This window comes from Pseudomonas sp. MWU13-2105 (genome assembly GCF_023242315.1).
GTDB lineage: Bacteria > Pseudomonadota > Gammaproteobacteria > Pseudomonadales > Pseudomonadaceae > Aquipseudomonas.
Genome location: NZ_JALLIY010000019.1, coordinates 95312 through 116265 on the forward strand (window position 1 = coordinate 95312; position 20954 = coordinate 116265).

Consider the following 20954-nt stretch of genomic DNA (forward strand, 5'->3'; position numbering starts at 1 on the left):
TTTACGGCCGCCATCGCCGGCAAGCCAGCTGTCACAAGGCCTGCGTTTGGGGTGTCTCTGCCAGACGGTGCTAGGCAGATCGGCCGGGCTCCATTACTGTATATAAATACAGTAATGGAGCCTTTCCAATGTTCACCCCGCTCCCACCCCGTGGCCGTGGCACCGCGACCAACCCGCACAACCGCTTCGCGCCCAGTCGTTCGGTGGCCGAGGACGACGGTTGGTACCAGGAGGTCCCGCTGACCCAGGGCACCGAGGTGCGCATCGAGACGGCGAAGTCCATCATCACCCGCAATACCTCGCCGGACCTGCCCTTCGACCGCTCGATCAATCCCTATCGCGGCTGCGAGCACGGTTGTATCTATTGCTACGCACGCCCCAGCCATGCCTATTGGGATATGTCCCCGGGCCTGGATTTCGAAACCAAGCTGATCGCCAAGACCAACGCCGCCGCCGTGCTTGAGCAACAATTGTCCAAGCCGGGCTATCGGGTGGCCCCGATCAACCTGGGTTCCAACACCGATCCCTACCAGCCGATCGAGCGCGAGCACCAGCTCACCCGGCGGATCCTCGAGGTGTTGCTGCGTTATCGGCATCCAGTCACCATCGTGACCAAGGGCTCGTTGATCCTGCGCGACCTGGACCTGCTGACGGAGCTGGCGCGGCGGCGGCTGGTGGCGGTGATGATCAGCCTGACCAGCCTCGACGACGAACTCAAGCGCATCCTCGAACCCCGTGCGGCCGCGCCCAAGGCGCGCTTGCGGGCGATCCGGGTCATGCGTGAAGCGGGCATCCCGGTGGGCGTGTTGTGTTCGCCGATGATTCCGATGATCAACGACAGCGAGCTGGAAGGCCTGCTCAGCGAAGCCCGTGACGCCGGTGCCCAGAGCGCCGCCTACATGATGCTGCGCCTGCCGCTGGAGGTGGCGCCGCTGTTCGAGGAGTGGCTGGCCGCCCATTACCCGCAGCGAGCGGCCCATGTGCTGAGCCTGATCCGCCAGACCCGCGGCGGCGAGCTCTACGACAGCCGGTTCGGCGCGCGGATGCGCGGTGAAGGACCGTTTGCCGATCTGCTCGCGCAGCGCTTTGCCAAGGCCATCAAGCGCTTGGGTCTCAACCATCGGGAAGGTTTCAACCTCGATTGCACGGCGTTCTGTCCCCCCGGAGGGCAAATGTCGTTACTCTGAGCCAAGACCCGGACCAAGGTCGCTTGGTGGCGTTTGGCCTGTGCCTATACTCTTGGGAGAGCTGCGTAAAAACTTCTGGAACGTCCGTTCTAGAGCCTCCGATTCAGCTTGAGTTAAGTTTCCGCGGTTAGGGTGAAGTGGCCTGTTTCGTACGGGTGGCGTTCAAGGAATCGGGCGCACTGATCCGATGAGTGCTGGCCGCGAGCGAGCCAAATCAGGAAAATCCCCTTAAATCCGTCAGAAAAGAGGATGAATCATGAGTGACAAGGATAAACAGCCGTCAGCTGCGTCGGCATCTGGGGTCCCCGGAGCCGAAAGTGCCGATGCGGCGCTGCAGCATATCGTCGATGGCTTCCTGCATTTTCACCATGAAGTCTTTCCGCAACAGGAAGAGCTGTTCAAGAAACTCGCCACGGCCCAGAGCCCGCGGGCGATGTTCATCGCCTGCGCCGACTCGCGCATCGTGCCCGAGCTGATTACCCAAAGCGCTCCCGGCGACCTGTTCGTGACCCGCAATGTCGGCAACGTGGTGCCGCCCTACGGGCAAATGAACGGCGGTGTCTCGACCGCCATCGAGTACGCGGTGCTGGCCCTGGGCGTGCAGCACATCATCGTCTGCGGGCATTCGGATTGCGGCGCCATGCGTGCGGTGCTCAACCCCGCCAGCCTGGAAAAGATGCCCACGGTCAAAGCCTGGCTGCGCCATGCGGAAGTGGCGAAGACCATGGTGCATGAGAACTGCGACTGCGCCAACGAAGGCGAAAGCATGAAGGTGCTGACCGAAGAAAACGTCATCGCCCAGTTGCAGCACCTGCGCACGCATCCTTCGGTGGCCTCGCGCATGGCCAACGGTCACCTGTTTATCCATGGCTGGGTCTACAACATCGAAACCAGCGAAATCAAAGCGTATGACGCCGATCGGGCCTGCTTCCTGCCCCTCGACGGCACTCATCCGATCCCGAGTGCGACGCCCAAAGCCCGCTTCTAGCGCCCGAAGCCTCCTCAATCCATTGGGTTCAGCCACGACCGCCGTTCGAGCGGTCGGGCTTTGCCATGCCTGAAGAAATCCTCAGGAGATTCATCATGCGTGCTGCACAACTGAAAGCGGTTTTGCCACGGGAGCTGTTGGCTTCCGTGGTGGTATTTCTCGTCGCCCTGCCGCTGTGCATGGGGATCGCCATTGCCTCCGGCATGCCCCCGGCCAAAGGGCTGATCACCGGAATTATCGGTGGGCTGGTGGTGGGCTGGCTGGCCGGTTCGCCGTTGCAGGTCAGCGGTCCGGCCGCGGGCCTGGCGGTGCTGGTGTTCGAACTGGTGCGCGAGCACGGCATGGCCATGCTCGGGCCGATCCTGTTGCTGGCCGGACTGCTGCAACTGCTGGCCGGTCGCCTGCGCCTGGGCTGCTGGTTCCGGGTGACCGCGCCGGCGGTGGTCTACGGGATGCTTGCCGGTATCGGCGTGTTGATCGTGCTGTCCCAGGTCCATGTGATGCTCGATGGTGCGCCGCTGCCCTCGGGGCTGGACAACCTGCTGGGCTTTCCCGCCGCACTGGGCCGGGCGTTTTCCGCCGACGGCAGCGGCTGGCAGGCCGGTGCGTTGGGCCTGGGGACGATCCTGGTGATGTGGGCTTGGGACAAGCGCAAACCCCATGCCCTTCGCTTTGTCCCGGGCGCGTTGCTCGGCGTCGGACTGGCGACCCTGGCGAGCCTGTTGCTGGCATTGTCGGTCAAGCGCGTGGAAGTTCCGGCCAACCTGGCCGAGGCCATCGACTGGCTGCGGCCCGCCGACCTGCTCAACCTGGCCGACCCCAACCTGTTGATCGCGGCTTTTGCCGTGGCCTTTATCGCCAGCGCCGAAACCCTGCTCTCGGCCGCCGCCGTGGACCGCATGCACGACGGCCAGCGTTCGGACTTCGACCGCGAACTGTCGGCGCAGGGGGTGGGCAATATGCTCTGCGGCTTGCTCGGGGCGTTGCCGATGACCGGGGTCATCGTGCGCAGTTCGGCGAATGTCCAGGCCGGCGCCCGGACCCGCCTGTCGGCCATGTTCCATGGGCTGTGGCTGCTGGCTTTCGTGCTGCTGCTGTCCAGCGTGCTGCAAAGCATTCCGGTGGCGAGCCTGGCGGGTGTGCTGGTGTATACGGGCATCAAGCTGGTGGACCTCAAGGCCTTTCGCGGCCTGGGGCGCTACGGGCGCATGCCGATGCTGACCTATGCGGCCACGGCCTTGGCGATTGTCTGTACCGACCTGCTGACTGGGGTATTGATCGGTTTCGGCCTGACCCTGGCGAAGCTGGCCTGGAAAGCCTCGCGTTTGAAGATCAGCCTGGTGGACTTGCCCGCCGAAGGTGAGATGGAGCTGCGCTTGCTGGGGGCGGCGACTTTCCTCAAGGTGCCGGCGCTGACCCGAGTGCTGTCGACGATTCCGACGGGCACGGTGGTGCACGTGCCGCTGGGCAACCTGGGCTATATCGACCACTCGTGCCTGGAACTGCTGGAAGAATGGGACCGGGCCAACCGGGCCAAGGGCTCGCGACTGGTGATCGAGGCCCATGGCTTGAAGCGGCGCCTGGAAGGGCGGTTGCGGACCACCACGGGTATCGGTTCCGCTGTGGCCTGATGGTGGTCTGGAAAACGCCACAAAACCTGTAGGAGCCGAGCTTGCTCGCGATCGGGCGCGCAGCGACCGTAATCCGGCTGACTCGGTGTGCCAGATGCACCGCATGCGCAGGTTTTACGACTGCTGCGCAGTCGATCGCGAGCAAGCTCGGCTCCTACAGGGGAGCGCATCAGGTCGCGATCAACTGCGCCGTGGGCTCAAGCGCCCGGCTGCTCCAGATCCAGTCCCACGCCCAATTGGCGCGACAAACACGGCCAGCGCTTCCACGCCGCCTCGGTGTCCGGGCTGTGCAGGCGTTCGCGATAGGCTTCCACCGACTCCAGGGCAAAGCTTTCTTCATTGAGCATTTCATCAACCGCGTGGTGCACCGCTTCATCCAACTGGTTGGCGAACGTCTCGCCGATCAACTGGTGGGCGATCAGGTTGGCCACGGTAATGTCCGACGGGATCAGCGGCTGGCCGAAATGCTTGATGTACAGGTCGTTGACCTCCTCCACCAGACGGTGCGCCAGATAGGCTTCATCGAGCAGGCCGTCGAGCCCGACATGGCCCTCCAGGATCGCCGGTGGTCGCAGGAAAAACTGTTCGGCGATAGTCAGCACCGGAGTGATCTGCGATTCGATACCGGCTTCGTGCGCAACCTCATTGGCGGCATCCAGCAAGTCGGGAACCAGGTCGATGTAAGCTTTGACAAACCGTGTCAGCACGCCTTTGGCGTCCACATCCGGCAGTTGAATAGCAGGGTGAAGGTGCGGCAATTGAACTTCAAGTTGACGAGTCAACTGGCCGGTACCGGTCTCGTGTTGATGGGCACGTTGAATCTGCTCGCGCAATGCGGCGGTGTTCATGAAAACTCCAGGGGGGTACGACAAAGGGAAAATAGGGAGAGTACAAAGTAGCTGGGTTATAAAAGAAGCTCAGACGCATTTGTAATAATTATTTCATGCTTATATGCATGAGTTATATCGGTTTGCCATCATTTCTGCCCTGCCCCAGGTAATCCGAGGCCTCCAGCCCTATACCAAGTTGCGTTTCAGTTCATTTCCCAGATCGCATGGCGCGCTCCCGGTCGCTGTCTATACTCGATTTTGTATGGAGTTAGCTGATGACGCCCGGCTGCGGTTGCAGGCCAGGCCGAATGGTCCGCTTACGCAGTACGACCATTCCCTTGGCCGCAGGTGAAAGCCGGCGGGATAACAAGAACGATAAGGGGAACCCGCAATGATGCGACATCCACGAGTCTGGATGGGCCTCCTGTTGTGGTCGATATTCAGTCAGGCGCACGCCGCCTGGACCGTGAATATGGCGCCTGGAGCGACGGAAGTCAGTCACGAGATCTTTGATCTGCACATGACCATTTTCTGGATCTGTGTGGTGATCGGCATCATCGTGTTCGGTGCCATGTTCTGGTCGATGATCATGCACCGACGCTCCACCGGCCAGGTGGCGGCCAAGTTCCATGAAAGCACCACCGTGGAAATCCTCTGGACCATCGTACCGCTGCTGATCCTGGTGGTGATGGCGATTCCCGCGACTGCCACGCTGATCAAGATGTACGACACCAGTGAGTCGGATGTCGATATCCAGATCACCGGCTATCAGTGGAAGTGGCACTACAAGTACCTGGGCCAGGATGTCGAGTTCTTCAGCAACCTGTCCACGCCCGCCGAACAGATGCATAACCAGGCCCCCAAGGGCGAAAACTACCTGCTGGAAGTCGATCAGCCGCTGGTCTTGCCGGTGGGCGCCAAGGTGCGTTTCCTGGTGACCTCCGCCGACGTGATCCATTCCTGGTGGGTGCCGGCCTTTGCGGTCAAGCGCGATGCCATCCCGGGATTCTTCAACGAAGCCTGGACCCGGGTCGACAAGCCCGGCATCTATCGTGGGCAATGTTCCGAACTGTGCGGCAAGGATCACGGTTTCATGCCGGTGGTAGTCGATGTCCGCAGCAAGGCCGACTACGACAGCTGGCTGGCCGAGCGCAAGGTCGAGTCCGCCAAGCTCAAGGAGCTGACCAGCAAGGAGTGGACCCTCGACGAGCTCAAGGAGCGCGGCGACAAGATCTACCACACCACCTGCGTGGCCTGTCACCAGGCCGAAGGCCAGGGCCTGCCGCCGATGTTCCCGGCCCTTAAGGGCTCGAAGATCGCCACCGGGCCCAAGGAGGATCACCTGCACCGGGTGTTCTTCGGCAAGCCGGGCACGGCCATGGCGGCCTTCGGCAAACAGCTGTCGGAAGTCGATATCGCCGCCGTCGTGACCTACGAACGCAATGCCTGGGGCAACAACAAGGGCGATATGGTCACGCCCAAGGAAGTGCTGGCACTGAAGCAGACGGAGGGCAAATGAACAGGTCCGTTGCGGGTTCGCCGAATCGGCCGGGGCTCCGAGCCCCGTGCCAAGCCGTTCAGCCGTTTGCAGGAGACAGGACATGAGTGCAGTGATCGATGACCATGGCCATGGCGGCCATGATGAGCACGCCGCCCACGGTCCGGCCAAGGGCCTGATGCGCTGGGTGCTGACCACCAACCACAAGGATATCGGCACGTTGTACCTGTGGTTCAGCTTCGCCATGTTCCTGCTCGGCGGCTCCTTCGCCATGGTGATCCGCGCCGAGCTGTTCCAGCCGGGGCTGCACATTGTCGAGCCGGCGTTCTTCAACCAGATGACCACCATGCACGGCCTGGTGATGGTCTTCGGCGCGGTGATGCCGGCCTTCGTCGGCCTGGCCAACTGGATGATCCCGCTGATGATCGGCGCGCCGGACATGGCCTTGCCGCGGATGAACAACTTCAGCTTCTGGCTGTTGCCGGCGGCATTCGCGCTGATGGTCTCGACCTTGTTCATGCCTGGTGGCGGGCCGAATTTCGGCTGGACCTTCTATGCCCCACTGTCGACCACCTACGGTCCCGAGAGCGTGACCTTCTTCATCTTCGCCATCCATATGATGGGCATCAGTTCGATCATGGGCGCGATCAACGTGATCTCGACCATTCTCAACCTGCGTGCGCCGGGCATGACCCTGATGAAGATGCCGCTGTTCGTCTGGACCTGGCTGATCACCGCGTTCCTGCTGATCGCCGTAATGCCGGTGCTGGCGGGCTGCGTGACCATGATGCTGATGGACATCCATTTCGGTACCAGCTTCTTCAATGCCGCCGGTGGCGGTGATCCGGTGCTGTTCCAGCACGTGTTCTGGTTCTTCGGCCATCCCGAGGTGTACATCATGATCCTGCCGGCGTTCGGCGCGGTCAGTGCGATCATCCCGGCGTTTTCGCGCAAGCCGCTGTTCGGCTACACCTCGATGGTCTACGCCACGGCGAGCATCGCCTTCCTTTCGTTCATCGTCTGGGGCCACCACATGTTCGTGGTCGGCATTCCCCTGGTCGGCGAACTGTTCTACATGTACGCGACCATGCTGATCGCGGTGCCGACCGGGGTGAAGGTGTTCAACTGGGTCAGCACCATGTGGCAAGGCTCGCTGACCTTCGAGACGCCCATGCTGTTCGCGGTGGCCTTCGTCATCCTGTTCAGCATCGGCGGCTTCTCCGGGCTGATGCTGGCGATGGCGCCGGCGGACTTCCAGTACCACGGCACCTATTTCGTGGTCGCGCATTTCCACTATGTGCTGGTGCCGGGCGCGATCTTCGGGATCTTCGCCTCCGCCTATTACTGGCTGCCGAAATGGACCGGGCACATGTACGACGAGACCCTCGGCAAGCTGCACTTCTGGCTGTCGTTCGTCGGCATGAACCTGACCTTCTTCCCGATGCACTTCGTCGGCCTGGCGGGAATGCCGCGGCGGGTGCCGGACTACAACCTGCAATTCGCCAACTTCAACATGGTCTCGTCGATCGGCGGCTTCATGTTCGGGGTCACGCAACTACTGTTCCTGTTCATCGTCATCAAGTGCATCCGCAGCGGCCCGCCGGCGCCGGCCAAGCCCTGGGATGGCGCCGAAGGGCTGGAGTGGAGCATTCCGTCACCGGCGCCCTATCACACCTTCACCACGCCGCCGGAAGTGAAATAGGTCATGGCCGACTCGATCTCGCTCAAACGCCTGGTCACGCGCCTGCTGCTGGTGGTGGTCGCGATGTTCGCCTTCGGTTTTGCCCTGGTGCCGCTCTACGACGTGATGTGCAAGACCTTCGGGATCAACGGCAAGACCGCCGGGCAGTATGAAGGCGAGCAGGTGGTCGACCTGTCGCGCAAGATCGGCGTGCAGTTCCTCTCGACCAATGCCGTCGACATGGTCTGGGAGTTCTATCCCAAGGCCGACCAGTTGAGCGTGCATCCGGGGGCCGTCAACGAGATGCTCTTCGTGGCCTACAACCCCACCGATCATGTGATGAAGGCCCAGGCCATACCGAGCATCGCCCCGGCGAATGTCGCGGTGTATTTCCACAAGACCGAATGCTTCTGTTTCACCCAGCAGACCCTGCAGCCCGGGCAGCGCATCGAGATGCCGGTACGTTTCATCGTTGACCGTGAGATGCCCAGGGATGTGAAGCACCTGACGCTGGCTTATACGCTGTTCGACATCACCGCCCGCAACCCGCCCGTGGCGGGTACGGGCGGCTAGGACATCTGGCGTGCCCGATAAGGAGAACAATAAATGGCGATTCATGAGCACTATTACGTACCGGCCCAGAGCAAGTGGCCGATCATTGCCACGTTGGGCATGCTGGTCACGATGTTCGGCCTCGGCACCTGGTTCAATGACCTGAAGGCGGCGCGCCCGGATTCCCACGGCCCGCTGATTTTCTTCGTCGGCGGATTGCTGCTGGCCTACATGCTCTTCGGCTGGTTCGGCACGGTGATCAAGGAAAGCCGCGCCGGGCTCTACAGCGCGCAGATGGATCGCTCGTTCCGCTGGGGCATGAGCTGGTTCATCTTTTCCGAGGTGATGTTCTTCATCGCCTTCTTCGGCGCGCTGTTCTACGTGCGCAATCTATCGGTGCCCTGGCTGGCCGGCGACGGTGGCGCGAAAGGCATCGCCCATTTGCTCTGGCCGAACTTCCAGAACACCTGGCCATTGCTGAACAACCCCGATCCGAAGCTCTTTCCCGGCCCCCGGGAAACCATCAGTCCCTGGGGCTTGCCGCTGCTCAATACCGTGCTGCTGGTCAGTTCCAGTGTCACCGTGACCATCGCCCACCATGCCCTGAAGAACGGCCATCGTGGTGCGCTGAAGATCTGGCTGGCGATCACCGTGCTGCTGGGGATCGCCTTCCTGACCTTCCAGGCCAAGGAATACATACATGCCTATCACGAACTGGGGCTGACCCTGGGCTCGGGGATCTACGGCGCGACCTTCTTCATGCTCACCGGTTTCCACGGTGCCCACGTGACCATCGGCACCCTGATCCTGTTCGTGATGCTGATGCGGGTCATGCGCGGGCACTTCAATGCCGAACATCAATTCGGCTTTGAAGCGGCCAGTTGGTATTGGCACTTCGTCGACGTGGTCTGGATCGGCCTGTTCGTCTTCGTCTACGTGCTCTGAGCCGTGCCGGGCCCGGGCTCCTACCAGGGCGCCGAGGACACCAGTTGGCCGCTGAAAAAGCCCCAACTGATCAACGCCAGGGTGATCACGGCGAGCCCTACCCGGACGGTAAGGGCATGGACCAGGCGCTTGGAGTGCGCGTCGTCCTTCACCAGGAAGAACAGGCCGCTGAACAGGCTGGCCACCGTGGCCAACAGCATCAGGACAATCGCCGCTTTCAACATGGTGAGACTCCGGGGGAGATGCGCATGCAATTGAGTATAGCGAGTCGAATAACGGTCGCCGGGGTGCGGCGATGAGGCGCTTCCAGCCCGGTATCGCCCCCACGCTGGTGGTGCTGGTACTGCTGCCGTTGCTGGTCTGCCTGGGGTTCTGGCAACTGAGTCGCAGTGAGCAGAAACGCGTGCTGCTGGAAAACCACGCCCTGCGCCGCACCTCCGAACCGCTTGCTGGCGATCAGTTGAAAGCCCTGCCCGATCCGGCGTTCCGGCGGGTGCGATTGAGCGGGCAGTTCGATGCCGAACACAGCTATCTGCTGGATAACCGCATGCGCGGCGAGCGGGTCGGCGTCGAGCTGTTGCAGCCCTTCCATGACGAGGCCAGCGGCCTGTGGTTGTTGGTCAACCGCGGCTGGTTGCCGTGGCCGGATCGGCGCACGCCGCCGGTGTTCAGCACCCCCACGCAACGGCTGGAGATCGGCGCCTGGGTCTATGTCTCACCCGGCGCGACTTTCCAGTTGGGCAGCGATCCGGCCAACGCGAGCTGGCCACGGCTGGTGACCGCGATCGAGCCGGACAAGCTCTGGGCCGAACTGGGGCGTAGCGGTTTCAACTACGAACTGCGCCAGGAGTCCGGTCCGGCGGCCTACGAGGCCGGCTGGCCGGTGGTCTCCGAGGGCATGGGACCGGAAAAACATGTGGCCTATGCCGTGCAATGGTTCGCCATGGCGCTGGCGCTGTTCGGCCTTTATCTCTACCTCGGATGGCATAACGCAAGGGAGAAACACCATGGGAGCGGCCATGAATCGACTGAACACAGCTGAATCCGCGACCCGGCCACAGCGCGCCCGTGGTCGTTGGCAACTGATCCTGATCCTGCTGGTGGTGATCGGCCCGATGATCCTCGCCACCGGGATGTACAAGTTGCAATTCTGGGTACCGGAGAGCCGCAGCTATCACGGCGAGTTGATCGGCAACGGCGAAAGCCGCGCCGACCTGGGCGTGCAGACCGACGAGCAGCGTTGGCAGATGCTGGTGACGGCGCCACGGGACTGTACCGCGGACTGCCAGCAACTGGTCTACCTGGCGCGGCAGATCCAGATCGCCCTGGGCCGTGAGGCGTCCCGGGCCAGCCATGCCCTGGCGACGGCGCAACCCCTGGAGGCGGCGTACGACGCCAAGCTCAAACTCGAATACCCGCAGTTGCAACGCTACCCGCTGGATCCGACGGCCTACAACCGGGAGGCCAAGGGCAGCGGCGCGGCGCAACTGTGGATCGTCGATCCCCACGGCAACCTGGTGCTGCGCTACGACGCCGGGGTCAACGGCAAGGACCTGCTCAACGACCTGTTGCAACTGCTGAAACTGTCGAATATCGGCTGAGGACATCGTCATGGCCAAACCTGGATTTCGCCTCGCGTTGTTTGCCACCCTGCTGGCGTTGATCGTCGTCCTGCTGGGTGCCTACACCCGCCTGACCCACGCCGGCCTGGGCTGCCCCGACTGGCCGGGATGCTACGGCTTTATCAGTGTGCCCAAGGGCGAAGCCCAGTTGGCCCATGCCGAGCTGCACTTTCCCGATGCCCCGGTGGAAGCCCACAAGGGCTGGAACGAGATGGTCCACCGCTACTTCGCCGGGACCCTGGGGCTGCTGATCGTGTTGTTGGCCGCGCGCTCCTGGCACGAGCGCCGGCGTGACGGGCAACCGCTGAAGTTGCCGCTGTTCCTGCTCGGGGTGGTCTTCGCCCAGGCGGCCTTCGGCATGTGGACGGTGACCCTCAAGCTCTGGCCCCAGGTGGTCACGGCGCATCTGCTCGGCGGCTTTGCCACCTTGAGCCTGCTGTTCCTGTTGACCTTGCGCCTGTCCGGCGTGCTGCCGGCGCTGGCGGTGCCACGGCGCTTGCAGCGCTGGGCCACGGCCGGGCTGTTGCTGGTGATCCTGCAGATCGCCCTCGGCGGCTGGGTCAGTTCCAACTATGCGGCGGTGGCCTGTATCGACCTGCCGACCTGCCATGGGCAATGGTGGCCGAACGCGGATTTCGCCAATGGCTTTCACCTGACCCAGCATATCGGCCCCAATTACCTGGGCGGCCAACTCGACAGTGATGCGCGCACGGCGATTCACCTGACCCACCGCCTCGGCGCCCTGCTGGTGACCCTGGTGCTGCTGGGCCTGGCCTGGCAACTGCGGGCGGTGGGCATGACCCGGCTCGCCGGTTTGCTGCTGCTGGCGCTGGCGGCGCAGATCAGCCTGGGCCTGAGCAATGTCTACTTTCATCTGCCGCTGCCGGTGGCGGTGGCGCACAATGCCGGCGGCGCGGCCTTGCTGCTGACGCTGGTGCTGGTCAACTACCATGCGCGCACCGCGCTGGTCCGGGTACGGGCACAAGCGCCGACGCGCTGGCGCCTGAGCCCGATCAAAGCGGTCCATGCGCCCATCACGATCAAGGGAGAAATGCCGTGGCGACTGTAATCGGTGAGCGTCAGGCCCAGGCTCTATGGCGCGACTACCTGGAGCTGACCAAACCCAAGGTAGTGGTGCTGATGCTGATCACCTCGCTGGTGGGCATGTTTCTCGCGACCCGCGCCGGGGTGCCCTGGACCGTGCTGGTATTCGGTAACCTCGGTATCGGCCTGTGTGCCGGTGGCGCGGCGGTGGTCAACCATGTGGTGGACCGGCGTATCGACGCGCTGATGGCCCGCACCCACAAGCGGCCGCTGGCCCAGGGCCGGGTTTCGCCGACGGCGGCGCTGAGCTTCGCCCTGCTTCTCGCCGTGCTCGGGCAGGCCTTGTTGCTGAGCTTCACCAACCCGCTGACGGCCTGGCTGACCCTGGCCTCTCTGCTCGGTTACGCGGTGATCTACACCGGCTTTCTCAAGCGCGCCACGCCGCAGAATATCGTCATCGGCGGCCTGGCCGGCGCGGCGCCGCCGTTGCTCGGCTGGGTTGCGGCCACCGGCCATGTCAGCGCCGAGCCGCTGTTGCTGGTGCTGATCATCTTCGCCTGGACCCCGCCGCACTTCTGGGCACTGGCCATCCACCGCAAGGAGGAGTACGCCAAGGCGGATATCCCGATGCTGCCGGTGACCCATGGCGAGCATTACACCAAGGTGCATATCCTGCTCTACACCTGTGTCCTGCTGGCGGTCAGCCTGCTGCCGTTCGTGATCCACATGAGCGGCCTGCTCTACCTGGTCTGCGCCACGCTGCTGGGGGCACGCTTCCTGCGCTGGGCGTGGTTGTTGTACCGTGGCAGTCAGCCGCATGCGGCGATCAACACCTTCAAGTACTCTATCTACTACTTGTTCCTGCTGTTTATCGCGCTGCTTCTCGATCACTACCTATTGTTGAATCTATGACTCGAGTTCAGAAAACCGTTTTTATTCTCGTCGCCGTGGTGGCCCTGGTCCTGGGCCTGACGGTCAACAAGGTGATCCATAACCAGCGCCAGGGCGAGCCCACGGCGATGATCGATGCCGGGATCATCCTGCTGCCGCAGAGCCGTTCGCTGCCCGGGGTGAAGATGACCGACCAGAACGGCCAGCCGGTGTCGGTCGACGAGCTCAAGGGCAAGTGGAGCCTGCTGTTCTTCGGCTACACCTTCTGCCCGGATATCTGCCCGACCACCCTTGCCCAACTGCGTCAGATCAAGAGCGAGTTGCCCAAGGACGTGGTCGACCAGTTGCAGGTGATCCTGGTCAGCGTCGATCCGAATCGCGATACGCCGCAGCAGCTCAAGCAGTACCTGGGTTACTTCGATCCGGATTTCCGTGGGCTGACGGCGGGTTCGATCGATGATCTGCAGAAGGTCGCCAATGCCCTGAGCATTCCGTTCATTCCAGCGGACACCAGCAAGCCCAACTACACGGTCGACCATAGCGGCAACCTGGCGATCGTCGGGCCGGACGGTACCCAGCGCGGTTTTATCCGCGCACCGTTGAACAACCAGAAGCTGGTGGCGCAGTTGCCGGATTTGCTCAAGCGCAAATAACCGACTTCTGTGGCGAGCGGGCTTGTCGGAACGCCGCAGCGCCGCGCTCGGTTGCGCAGCAGTCGCAAAACCGGCTACCTCGATTTACCTGATGCACTGGATTCGCCGGTTTTAGGGCCGCTTCGCGGCCCAGCGCGGGCAAGCCCGCTCGCCACAAGACCGCACTCCGATTCGAATTTCCTTCACTGAACGGGATTAGGGCAAGCCGGCTCCACAATGACGGAGGTTACTTGGCGAACATCTGCCCGATATCCTTGAAGGCCTTGAACTCCAGGGCATTGCCGCACGGGTCGAACAGGAACATGGTGGCCTGTTCGCCGACCTGGCCCTTGAAGCGCACGTAGGGTTCGATCACGAACCGCGTGCCCTTCTCCTTCAGGCGCTCAGCCAGCGCTTCCCAAGTGTCCCATTCCAGCACCACGCCGAAATGCGGTACCGGCACGTCGTGGCCGTCCACCGGGTTGCTCAGCGCCTGTTCCTGGGCCGCGCTCTTGGCCTGGTAGTGAATCACCAACTGGTGACCGAAGAAGTCGAAGTCCACCCAGTGCTCGCTGCTGCGTCCTTCCGGGCAGGCAAAAACATCGCCGTAGAAATGTCGGGCCGCGGCCAGGTCATGGACCGGGATTGCCAGGTGAAACGGTGAAAGCGCCATGTCGGATACCAGGCTGGGGGAAGAAGCTTTCAGTGTAGCGATGATTATTTTGCTGAAAAGCGCATATTCTTGCTTCCGAGCCCAACTATTTTTGTTGAGTAAGCCATGCTTCGTGAACTCAAGACCTTTATCCGCGTTGCCCGCGAAGGCACCTTTGTCGCCGCCGGCCAGCAGGTGGGGCTGACCCAGTCGGCGGTCAGCGCGCAGATGCGCGTGCTGGAGCAGAACCTCGGGGTGCGCCTGTTCGACCGCAGTGGGCGGGCCGCCGTGCTGAATGCGGCGGGTCGCCATGCGCTGCCCCTGGCCGAGCAGATCCTCGCCTTGTACGGGCAGATGGCCCTGTCGACGACCGCCGCCGAGTGGCAGGGCGAGTTGCGCATTGGCGCCATTGCCACGGTGCAGACCGGCTTGCTGCCCCAGGCCTTGCCGCGTTTTCGCCAGGCGGCGCCGCGGGTGGAGCTGAAGCTGGTGCCGGGCGTTTCCCTCAATCTGCTGGGCCAGGTGGATGCCGGTGAGCTGGACCTGGCGCTGTTGATCAAGCCGCCGTTCGAGCTGCCCAAGGAGCTGCTGGAGATTCCCCTGGCCAGCGAGCCCTTTGTGCTGATCGCGCCGCTGCAACTGCCGGGTGATGACCCGCTGCAATTGCTCGCCGAGCAGCCGTTCGTGCGGTATGACCGGGCATCCTTTGGCGGGCGCCTGGTCAGTCAGTTTCTACGTGAGCAGCGGATACAGGTACGCGATGCGCTGGAGCTGGATGAGCTGGAAGCGATTGCGCGGATGGTGGAGTGCGGGCTGGGGGTGTCGCTGGTGCCCCGGGCGGGGCTGTGGTTGCAGCGGGCGGATCAGTTGCGGGTGATCGAGTTGGGCGAGCTGACCTTTGAGCGCCAGTTGATTGCGGTGTTGCGCCGCGCCCAGCGGCAGCCGGCACTGGATTGCCTGCTGGAGTGCCTGCGTCAGCCGTGATCTTTGAAGCTGGGCGCGGTCTTGTGGCGAGCGGGCTTGCCCGCGTTGGGCTGCGAAGCAGCCCTAAAACCAGTGATCGCGATGCGTCAGATAGAGCACTGTGATCGGTTTTGCGACTGCTTCGCAGTCGAGCGCGGGCAAGCCCGCTCGCCACAAATCTCAGCTCGGCTTGAGATCGGTCTTAACCAGCGGGCATTGTTGCCAGGCTTAGAACGCCGGGACGATCGCGCCCTTGTACTTCTCGAGGATGAAGGCTTTCACTTCCGGGCTGTGCAGTGCCGCGACCAGCTTCTGCATGGCGTCCGAATCCTTGTTGTCCGGACGGGCCACCAGGATATTCACGTACGGCGAGTCGCTACCCTCGATGATCAGCGCGTCCTTGGATGGGTCCAGCTTGGCTTCCAGGGCGTAGTTGGTGTTGATCAGGGCCAGGTCGACCTGGGTCAGCACGCGCGGCAGGGTGGCTGCTTCCAGTTCGCGGATCTTCAGGTCCTTGGTGTTCTCGACGATATCTTTCGGCGTCGACAGGATGTTGCTGGCATCCTTCAGCTTGATCAGACCGGCTTTCTGCAGCAGCAACAGGGCGCGGCCGCCGTTGGTGGCGTCGTTCGGGATCACCACATTGGCGCCGCCCGGCAGGTCGGCGAGTTTCTTGTACTTGCTGGAGTAAGCGCCCAGCGGCTCCACGTGCACGCCGGCAACGCCGACCAGATGGGTACCCTTGGCCTTGTTGAACTCATCCAGGTACGGCTGGTGCTGGAAGAAGTTGGCATCCAGGTGCTTCTCGGACACCTGCACGTTCGGTTGCACGTAGTCGGTGAAGACCTTGACCTTCAGCTCCACGCCTTCCTTGGCCAGGACCGGCTTGACGAATTCGAGGATTTCCGCGTGGGGAACCGGCGTGGCGGCGACGGTCAGGGTCTCTGCGGCGTGGGCCGAGAAGGCCGCAACGGCGGCAAAGGCAGCGATCAGTTTTTTCATCGAACGACTCCATGTGAGGGGCGCCGGATCAGGCGCTTGCCGGCCTTGGGCCGGCTGATTCAGTTGTATAAAGCGAAATTTATTTGCGCGAGAAGTGCACCACCAGCCGGTCGCCGATGGTCTGCAGCACTTGCACCAGGACAATCAGCATGATCACCGTGACCACCATGACATCGGTCTGGAAACGTTGATAACCATAGCGGATCGCCAGGTCGCCGAGACCGCCGGCACCGACCACACCAGCCATGGCGGTATAGCTCACCAGGGTGATCGCGGTCACGGTGATCGCCGCGAGAATACCCGGGCGGGCTTCCGGCAACAGCGCGTTGAGAATGATCTGGCGGGTGGTCGCGCCCATCGCCTGGGTGGCTTCGATAATGCCCCGGTCGACTTCGCGCAGCGCGGTTTCCACCAGCCGTGCGAAGAACGGCGCGGCGCCCACCACCAGCGGCGGGATGGCCCCGGCCACGCCCAGGGAGGTGCCGGTGAGGAGCACGGTGAACGGGATCATCACAATCAGCAGGATGATGAACGGCAGCGAACGGACCACGTTCACCACGAAGGCCAGGATTGCATAGGTGGCCTTCTGCTCCAGTAACTGGCGCGGGCTGCAGAGGAACAGCAGGATCCCCAGCGGCAGACCGAGCAGGATGGTGAACACCAGCGAGGTACCGAGCATCAGCATGGTGTCGCCGGTGGCTTCCCAGATATCCGCCCAGTCGACGTTGGCGAAGAAATTCAGAAACAGGTCCATCAGCGCAGTACCTCCATATGGACATCGGCGGCAGTGAAGCGCGCGAAGGCAGCCTCCATGTCACCACCGGTGACGGCGAGCGTCAGTTGCCCATAGGGGGTGTCCTTGATGCGGTCGATGCGCCCGGCGAGGATGCTGTAGTCCACCCCGGTTTCACGGGCGACGGTGCCCAGCAGCGGCGCATAGGTGGCGTCGCCCTGGAAGGTCAGGCGGACGATACGCCCCGGCACATGGGCGAAGTCGTCGCGCTGCTCGCTTTCGTCGATCTGCTCGTCTTCCTGGACGAAGCGGCGGGTGGTCGGGTGCTTGGGATGCAGGAATACCTCGGCCACCGGACCCTGCTCGACGATCACGCCGGCATCCATTACCCCGACCACGTCGCAGACCCGGCGGATAACGTCCATTTCATGGGTGATCAGCACGATGGTCAGCTTCAGCTCGCGATTGATCTCGGCCAGCAGTTGCAGGACCGAGGCGGTGGTTTGCGGGTCGAGGGCGCTGGTGGCTTCGTCGCACAGCAGGATCTTCGGCTTGGTCGCCAGGGCGCGGGCAATGCCGACGCGCTGCTTCTGCCCGCCGGACAACTGGGCCGGGTATTTCTTCGCATGGTCGGACAGGCCGACCCGTTGCAAGAGTTCGGCGACGCGCTGGTCGATCTCGCGACGGGACAGCTCGCCGGCCAGGGTCAGCGGTAGCGCGACGTTGTCGGCCACGGTCTTGGAGGCCAGCAGGTTGAAGTGCTGGAAGATCATCCCGACCTGTTGGCGGAAACGCCGCAAGCCATTGGCGTCGAGCGCCGTGACCTCTTCGTCGTCGACAATGATCTGGCCGCCGCTGGGGGCTTCGAGGCGGTTGATCAGACGCAGCAGGGTACTTTTTCCCGCGCCGGAATGACCGATCAGGCCGAACACCTGGCCGTTCTCAACCCGCAGGTTGGTGGGGTGCAGGGCGGGAATATCCTTACCGGCGACCCGGTAGGTTTTATGGACGTTATGAAACTCGATCACGTAGCGAACCTTGTGGGGCGCAATGGAAAAAGGTCAGCGGTTAGCCGGGCGGGCATTTTAGCCGTTCTGCATAGAGGTTTTTAGCATTTATTTCGCATAAAACCTTTCAAATAGAAATAAGCCGACCTGCGGTCACAAACCCATGACCGTTGTGGGGGCCGGCTTGCCGGCGATGACTTCCACACGTTCGACGCAAGGCTTGCCGGCCTCATCGCTGCGGTGCGGCGTCCCGACAAGCCGACTCCTACAGAAGAGGGTCGGCCTTATGGCTTGCGTGGGGTCAACACCACCTGCGCCTTCACCTGTCGGTCGATCTGCTTGTCGATCTTCAGCGCGAAATCCGCATCGAGCTTTTTCACCCGTTTTTCCAGCAAGGTCGCCAGCCACGGATAATCCTGGGTACGCGGTACCTGGAAGGTCACCGTGCACTGGTAATTCACCACGTCCGCCGCCAGGGCATCCATCTGCCTGCGCAGTTGCGCAACATCCTGGATGTTCAGGGCAATCGTGCTGCTCTCGGCACTCGGATCGATCAAGCGTGCCGCCGGCTTGGCCTCGGCGGCCTTGAGCGCGGCCTCGGCCTTTTCCAGCTCGGCCTTGCGCGCCTGGGCAATCGCGCCATTGACTCCGCCGGTCAGGGCCGGAGCCTTGGGCATCAGCGCCCGGGCGCGGCTCAGGGCCGTGGCGGCGGCGTTGACGTCACCTTTTTGCAGCACGATCTGGCTGCGCTGCAGATAGGCTTCGGCCAACTGCCGCTGGTAGGTCAGCCACTGGGGATCGTCCGGCGACTGGGTCTGCAAGGCAGCCAACTGGTCCTCGGCGGTGGCCAGTTCATTGCTGTTGATGCTCCGCTCCAGCGCGGCGATGGCCGCGACCCGGGCGTCGGGCACCGAGGTGTCCAGCGGCGGGGTGCTCTGGCAGGCGCCCAGCAGCAGGGAAAATGCGACAAGGAGCAGATAACGGGAGGCGAACGGCTTCATTCCTGCGACTCTCTAATTGCGCAAAAAACGAGCAAGTCTACACCCCTCTGCGTGGCAGGACAAAACTCAGCAGAAACAGGCCGGCGGCCGTCACCACGATGGACGGCCCCGCCGGGGTGTCCTTGAACCAGGACAATGCCAGGCCACCGCACACCGCGAGCATGCCGAGCAGGCTGGCGCCCAGGGCCATCTGCTCCGGCGAACGGGCGTGGCGCTGGGCGGCGGCGGCCGGGATGATCAACAAGGAGGTGATCAGCAGCACGCCGACAATCTTCATCGCCACCGCGATCACCACCGCGATCAGCAGCATCAGCGCCATGCGCAACGACGCCACCGGCAGGCCTTCGACCGTGGCCAGTTCTTCATGCACGGTGATCGCCAGCAGTGGTCGCCAGAGGCCGATCAGCAGCACCAGCACCACCGCGCTGCCACCGAGGATCCAGTACAGGTCGGTGGTGCTGATGGCCAGCAGGTCGCCGAACAGGTACCCCATCAGGTCGATGCGTACTTCATGCATGAAGCTTAGTACCACCAGGCCGAGGGACAAGGTGCTCGGCGCGAGAATTCCCAGCAGGGTGTCGGAGGCCAGGGGTTGGCGCTGTTGCAGGGTCACCAGCAGCACCGCCAGCAGCAGGCAGCCGACGGTCACCGCCAGGGTCGGGCTGACATCCAGCAGAAAGCCCAGGGCCACGCCGAGCAAGGCCGCGTGGGACAAGGTGTCGCCGAAATAGGCCATGCGTCGCCAGACCACGAACGAACCCAAGGGGCCCGCCACCAGCGCCAGGGCCAAGCCTGCGAGCAGGGCGTAGAGCAGGAAATCAGCCATGCTTGCAGCTTTCTCCGTGAACGTGGGTATGGGCCGCGCCGGGCTCTTCGTTGACCACCGCGCCGTGCAGATCATGGGCGTGGTCATGGTGGTGGTGATAGATCGCCAGGCTCTGGGCGTTCTGCCCGAACAGCTCGACGAAGGCCGGGTCGCCGCTGACCTGCTCGGGATGGCCGGAGCAGCAGACATGGCGATTGAGGCAGACCACCTGGTCGGTGGTGCTCATCACCAGGTGCAGATCGTGGGAGACCATCAGCACGCCGCAACCGTGGCGGTCGCGCAGGCGGGTGATCAGGCTGTAGAGCTCGGCCTGGCCGGCGACATCGACGCCTTGCACGGGCTCGTCGAGCACCAGCAGTTGCGGTTCGCGCAGCAACGCCCGGGCCAGCAGCACGCGCTGCATTTCGCCGCCGGAGATGCTTTGCACCGGGCTGTCGATCACTTGTTCGGCGCCGACTTCGCCCAGCGCGGCCATGGCCCGCACGCGATCGACGCCTGGCACCAGGCGCAGGAAGCGCAGCACCGACAGCGGCAGGGTCGGGTCGACATGGAGTTTCTGCGGCATATAGCCGACCCGCAGCTTCGGCTTGCGCCAGACTCTGCCGCGATCCGGCTTGAGCAGGCCGAGCACGGCGCGCACCAGGGTGGTCTTGCCGGCGCCGTTGGGGCCGATCAGGGTGACGATCTGCCCGGGCTCGACGCTCAGGTCGATGTTGTCGAGCACGTTCTGCCCGGCAAAGGTCACGCCCACCTGCTCGAGGCGAATCAGCGCAGTGCTCATCAGGCCCCCTGGCAACCCGAGCAGAGCCCGATCACTTCGACGGTCTGGGCCTCGACGGCGAAGCCGACCTCCCGGGCACTGCCGATGATGGCGTCGCTGATGGATTTCTGTTCCAGCTCGATGGCGGCATGGCACTCGCGGCAGATCAGGAACTGGCCCTGGTGGGCGTGCTCCGGATGGTTGCAGCCGACAAAGGCGTTGAGCGATGCGATGCGATGGACCAGGCCGTTGTCCAGCAGGAAGTCCAGGGCGCGGTAGACGGTCGGCGGCGCGGCGCGGCGGCCGTCCTGCTCGCTCAGCACGGCGAGGATGTCATAGGCACCCAGCGGCTTGTGGCTCTGCCAGACCAGTTCGAGCACTCGCCGCCGCAGGGCGGTCAGGCGCAGGCCCTGGCGTGCGCACAGGGCATCGGCGTCGGACAGCGCGCTGTGCACGCAGTGAGAGTGATCATGGGGACGGCTGGCGAGAGGGGTTTTAGGCATGAGCGG

General features: G+C 63.3%; 23 protein-coding genes. 13 read left to right on the top strand and 10 right to left on the bottom strand.

Features of this window, described 5'->3' with window-relative positions:
• Nucleotides 1-128: 128 nt before the first annotated feature.
• From M5B96_RS25380 to M5B96_RS25390, 3 genes are all read left to right on the top strand, one after another.
• Nucleotides 129-1187 carry a PA0069 family radical SAM protein gene (locus M5B96_RS25380; protein WP_248799727.1) on the top strand — a complete coding sequence of 353 codons (1059 nt, stop codon included), beginning with the start codon at nucleotides 129-131 and terminating at the stop codon, nucleotides 1185-1187.
• Nucleotides 1188-1443: 256 nt separating this feature from the next.
• A complete protein-coding gene (locus M5B96_RS25385; protein ID WP_248799728.1) occupies nucleotides 1444-2175 on the top strand; it encodes a carbonic anhydrase in 732 nt (243 codons plus the stop codon).
• A gap of 95 nt (nucleotides 2176-2270) precedes the next feature.
• Complete coding sequence (locus M5B96_RS25390; protein WP_248799729.1) at nucleotides 2271-3806, top strand: SulP family inorganic anion transporter; 1536 nt, start codon at nucleotides 2271-2273, stop codon at nucleotides 3804-3806.
• Nucleotides 3807-4003: 197 nt separating this feature from the next.
• Here the strand turns inward: M5B96_RS25390 and M5B96_RS25395 are convergent, their stop codons facing one another.
• Nucleotides 4004-4654, bottom strand: a complete 651-nt coding sequence (locus tag M5B96_RS25395; RefSeq protein WP_248799730.1) for a hypothetical protein — start codon at nucleotides 4652-4654, stop codon at nucleotides 4004-4006.
• Nucleotides 4655-5027: 373 nt separating this feature from the next.
• Here M5B96_RS25395 and coxB point away from each other — a divergent pair, with 373 nt between their 5' ends.
• The 4 genes from coxB to M5B96_RS25415 all read left to right on the top strand — a co-directional run bounded on the left by coxB (nucleotide 5028) and on the right by M5B96_RS25415 (nucleotide 9312).
• Nucleotides 5028-6155 (top strand): cytochrome c oxidase subunit II, encoded by a 1128-nt coding sequence (gene coxB / locus M5B96_RS25400; protein WP_248799731.1) that lies wholly within the window; start codon nucleotides 5028-5030, stop codon nucleotides 6153-6155.
• 82 nt (nucleotides 6156-6237) lie between these two features.
• Entirely contained in the window at nucleotides 6238-7836 is a 1599-nt protein-coding gene (gene ctaD, locus M5B96_RS25405) for a cytochrome c oxidase subunit I (protein ID WP_248799732.1), read from the top strand.
• Between the two features lie 3 nt (nucleotides 7837-7839).
• Nucleotides 7840-8388 carry a cytochrome c oxidase assembly protein gene (locus M5B96_RS25410; RefSeq protein ID WP_248799733.1) on the top strand — a complete coding sequence of 183 codons (549 nt, stop codon included), beginning with the start codon at nucleotides 7840-7842 and terminating at the stop codon, nucleotides 8386-8388.
• A 33-nt stretch (nucleotides 8389-8421) separates the two neighbouring features.
• On the top strand, nucleotides 8422-9312 hold the full coding sequence (locus M5B96_RS25415; RefSeq protein WP_248799734.1) for a cytochrome c oxidase subunit 3: 891 nt from the start codon (nucleotides 8422-8424) through the stop codon (nucleotides 9310-9312).
• Nucleotides 9313-9332: 20 nt separating this feature from the next.
• Here the strand turns inward: M5B96_RS25415 and M5B96_RS25420 are convergent, their stop codons facing one another.
• A complete protein-coding gene (locus tag M5B96_RS25420; protein ID WP_248799735.1) occupies nucleotides 9333-9536 on the bottom strand; it encodes a twin transmembrane helix small protein in 204 nt (67 codons plus the stop codon).
• A 71-nt stretch (nucleotides 9537-9607) separates the two neighbouring features.
• Between M5B96_RS25420 and M5B96_RS25425 the strand changes: the two genes are divergently transcribed.
• From M5B96_RS25425 to M5B96_RS25445, 5 genes are read left to right on the top strand one after another with little or no spacing between them, the layout of a single operon-like run.
• On the top strand, nucleotides 9608-10354 hold the full coding sequence (locus M5B96_RS25425; protein WP_248799736.1) for an SURF1 family protein: 747 nt from the start codon (nucleotides 9608-9610) through the stop codon (nucleotides 10352-10354).
• A complete protein-coding gene (locus tag M5B96_RS25430; protein ID WP_248799737.1) occupies nucleotides 10320-10913 on the top strand; it encodes a hypothetical protein in 594 nt (197 codons plus the stop codon). The genes M5B96_RS25425 and M5B96_RS25430 overlap by 35 nt, the downstream gene beginning before the upstream one ends.
• A gap of 10 nt (nucleotides 10914-10923) precedes the next feature.
• Nucleotides 10924-12003 carry a COX15/CtaA family protein gene (locus tag M5B96_RS25435; protein WP_248799738.1) on the top strand — a complete coding sequence of 360 codons (1080 nt, stop codon included), beginning with the start codon at nucleotides 10924-10926 and terminating at the stop codon, nucleotides 12001-12003.
• Nucleotides 11991-12890 (top strand): heme o synthase, encoded by a 900-nt coding sequence (cyoE, locus tag M5B96_RS25440; protein WP_248799739.1) that lies wholly within the window; start codon nucleotides 11991-11993, stop codon nucleotides 12888-12890. Before M5B96_RS25435 ends, cyoE begins: the two co-directional genes overlap by 13 nt.
• Nucleotides 12887-13522, top strand: coding sequence for an SCO family protein (locus M5B96_RS25445; RefSeq protein ID WP_248799740.1), 636 nt, complete (start codon nucleotides 12887-12889; stop codon nucleotides 13520-13522). The genes cyoE and M5B96_RS25445 overlap by 4 nt, the downstream gene beginning before the upstream one ends.
• A gap of 226 nt (nucleotides 13523-13748) precedes the next feature.
• Here the strand turns inward: M5B96_RS25445 and M5B96_RS25450 are convergent, their stop codons facing one another.
• Nucleotides 13749-14174 (bottom strand): VOC family protein, encoded by a 426-nt coding sequence (locus tag M5B96_RS25450; RefSeq protein WP_248799741.1) that lies wholly within the window; start codon nucleotides 14172-14174, stop codon nucleotides 13749-13751.
• A 105-nt stretch (nucleotides 14175-14279) separates the two neighbouring features.
• Here M5B96_RS25450 and M5B96_RS25455 point away from each other — a divergent pair, with 105 nt between their 5' ends.
• Nucleotides 14280-15137 (top strand): LysR family transcriptional regulator, encoded by an 858-nt coding sequence (locus M5B96_RS25455; RefSeq protein WP_248799742.1) that lies wholly within the window; start codon nucleotides 14280-14282, stop codon nucleotides 15135-15137.
• Nucleotides 15138-15344: 207 nt separating this feature from the next.
• Here M5B96_RS25455 and M5B96_RS25460 read toward each other — a convergent pair whose 3' ends face one another.
• The 7 genes from M5B96_RS25460 to zur all read right to left on the bottom strand — a co-directional run bounded on the left by M5B96_RS25460 (nucleotide 15345) and on the right by zur (nucleotide 20948).
• Entirely contained in the window at nucleotides 15345-16118 is a 774-nt protein-coding gene (locus M5B96_RS25460) for a MetQ/NlpA family ABC transporter substrate-binding protein (protein WP_248799743.1), read from the bottom strand.
• Between the two features lie 79 nt (nucleotides 16119-16197).
• Nucleotides 16198-16872, bottom strand: a complete 675-nt coding sequence (locus M5B96_RS25465) for a methionine ABC transporter permease (protein ID WP_248799744.1) — start codon at nucleotides 16870-16872, stop codon at nucleotides 16198-16200.
• A complete protein-coding gene (locus M5B96_RS25470) occupies nucleotides 16872-17879 on the bottom strand; it encodes a methionine ABC transporter ATP-binding protein (protein ID WP_177145587.1) in 1008 nt (335 codons plus the stop codon). The genes M5B96_RS25465 and M5B96_RS25470 overlap by 1 nt, the downstream gene beginning before the upstream one ends.
• Nucleotides 17880-18142: 263 nt before the next feature.
• The gene (locus M5B96_RS25475) at nucleotides 18143-18859 is read right to left on the bottom strand and encodes a PA5502 family lipoprotein (protein WP_248799745.1); all 717 of its coding nucleotides are present in this window, start codon (nucleotides 18857-18859) and stop codon (nucleotides 18143-18145) included.
• Between the two features lie 37 nt (nucleotides 18860-18896).
• A complete protein-coding gene (gene znuB, locus M5B96_RS25480) occupies nucleotides 18897-19685 on the bottom strand; it encodes a zinc ABC transporter permease subunit ZnuB (RefSeq protein ID WP_248799746.1) in 789 nt (262 codons plus the stop codon).
• A complete protein-coding gene (znuC, locus tag M5B96_RS25485) occupies nucleotides 19678-20466 on the bottom strand; it encodes a zinc ABC transporter ATP-binding protein ZnuC (RefSeq protein WP_248799747.1) in 789 nt (262 codons plus the stop codon). Before znuC ends, znuB begins: the two co-directional genes overlap by 8 nt.
• The gene (gene zur / locus M5B96_RS25490) at nucleotides 20466-20948 is read right to left on the bottom strand and encodes a zinc uptake transcriptional repressor Zur (protein ID WP_248799748.1); all 483 of its coding nucleotides are present in this window, start codon (nucleotides 20946-20948) and stop codon (nucleotides 20466-20468) included. The genes znuC and zur overlap by 1 nt, the downstream gene beginning before the upstream one ends.
• Nucleotides 20949-20954: the final 6 nt, after the last annotated feature.

What these genes read in the sequence shown, in the direction of transcription:
- M5B96_RS25380 (WP_248799727.1), top strand. Translation starts at nt 129, where the DNA reads ATGTTCACCCCGCTCCCACCCCGTGGCCGTGGCACCGCGACCAACCCG.
- M5B96_RS25385 (WP_248799728.1), top strand. Translation starts at nt 1,444, where the DNA reads ATGAGTGACAAGGATAAACAGCCGTCAGCTGCGTCGGCATCTGGGGTC.
- M5B96_RS25390 (WP_248799729.1), top strand. Translation starts at nt 2,271, where the DNA reads ATGCGTGCTGCACAACTGAAAGCGGTTTTGCCACGGGAGCTGTTGGCT.
- M5B96_RS25395 (WP_248799730.1), bottom strand. Translation starts at nt 4,654, where the DNA reads ATGAACACCGCCGCATTGCGCGAGCAGATTCAACGTGCCCATCAACAC.
- coxB (WP_248799731.1), top strand. Translation starts at nt 5,028, where the DNA reads ATGATGCGACATCCACGAGTCTGGATGGGCCTCCTGTTGTGGTCGATA.
- ctaD (WP_248799732.1), top strand. Translation starts at nt 6,238, where the DNA reads ATGAGTGCAGTGATCGATGACCATGGCCATGGCGGCCATGATGAGCAC.
- M5B96_RS25410 (WP_248799733.1), top strand. Translation starts at nt 7,840, where the DNA reads ATGGCCGACTCGATCTCGCTCAAACGCCTGGTCACGCGCCTGCTGCTG.
- M5B96_RS25415 (WP_248799734.1), top strand. Translation starts at nt 8,422, where the DNA reads ATGGCGATTCATGAGCACTATTACGTACCGGCCCAGAGCAAGTGGCCG.
- M5B96_RS25420 (WP_248799735.1), bottom strand. Translation starts at nt 9,536, where the DNA reads ATGTTGAAAGCGGCGATTGTCCTGATGCTGTTGGCCACGGTGGCCAGC.
- M5B96_RS25425 (WP_248799736.1), top strand. Translation starts at nt 9,608, where the DNA reads ATGAGGCGCTTCCAGCCCGGTATCGCCCCCACGCTGGTGGTGCTGGTA.
- M5B96_RS25430 (WP_248799737.1), top strand. Translation starts at nt 10,320, where the DNA reads ATGGGAGCGGCCATGAATCGACTGAACACAGCTGAATCCGCGACCCGG.
- M5B96_RS25435 (WP_248799738.1), top strand. Translation starts at nt 10,924, where the DNA reads ATGGCCAAACCTGGATTTCGCCTCGCGTTGTTTGCCACCCTGCTGGCG.
- M5B96_RS25445 (WP_248799740.1), top strand. Translation starts at nt 12,887, where the DNA reads ATGACTCGAGTTCAGAAAACCGTTTTTATTCTCGTCGCCGTGGTGGCC.
- M5B96_RS25450 (WP_248799741.1), bottom strand. Translation starts at nt 14,174, where the DNA reads ATGGCGCTTTCACCGTTTCACCTGGCAATCCCGGTCCATGACCTGGCC.
- M5B96_RS25455 (WP_248799742.1), top strand. Translation starts at nt 14,280, where the DNA reads ATGCTTCGTGAACTCAAGACCTTTATCCGCGTTGCCCGCGAAGGCACC.
- M5B96_RS25460 (WP_248799743.1), bottom strand. Translation starts at nt 16,118, where the DNA reads ATGAAAAAACTGATCGCTGCCTTTGCCGCCGTTGCGGCCTTCTCGGCC.
- M5B96_RS25465 (WP_248799744.1), bottom strand. Translation starts at nt 16,872, where the DNA reads ATGGACCTGTTTCTGAATTTCTTCGCCAACGTCGACTGGGCGGATATC.
- M5B96_RS25475 (WP_248799745.1), bottom strand. Translation starts at nt 18,859, where the DNA reads ATGAAGCCGTTCGCCTCCCGTTATCTGCTCCTTGTCGCATTTTCCCTG.
- znuB (WP_248799746.1), bottom strand. Translation starts at nt 19,685, where the DNA reads ATGGCTGATTTCCTGCTCTACGCCCTGCTCGCAGGCTTGGCCCTGGCG.
- znuC (WP_248799747.1), bottom strand. Translation starts at nt 20,466, where the DNA reads ATGAGCACTGCGCTGATTCGCCTCGAGCAGGTGGGCGTGACCTTTGCC.
- zur (WP_248799748.1), bottom strand. Translation starts at nt 20,948, where the DNA reads ATGCCTAAAACCCCTCTCGCCAGCCGTCCCCATGATCACTCTCACTGC.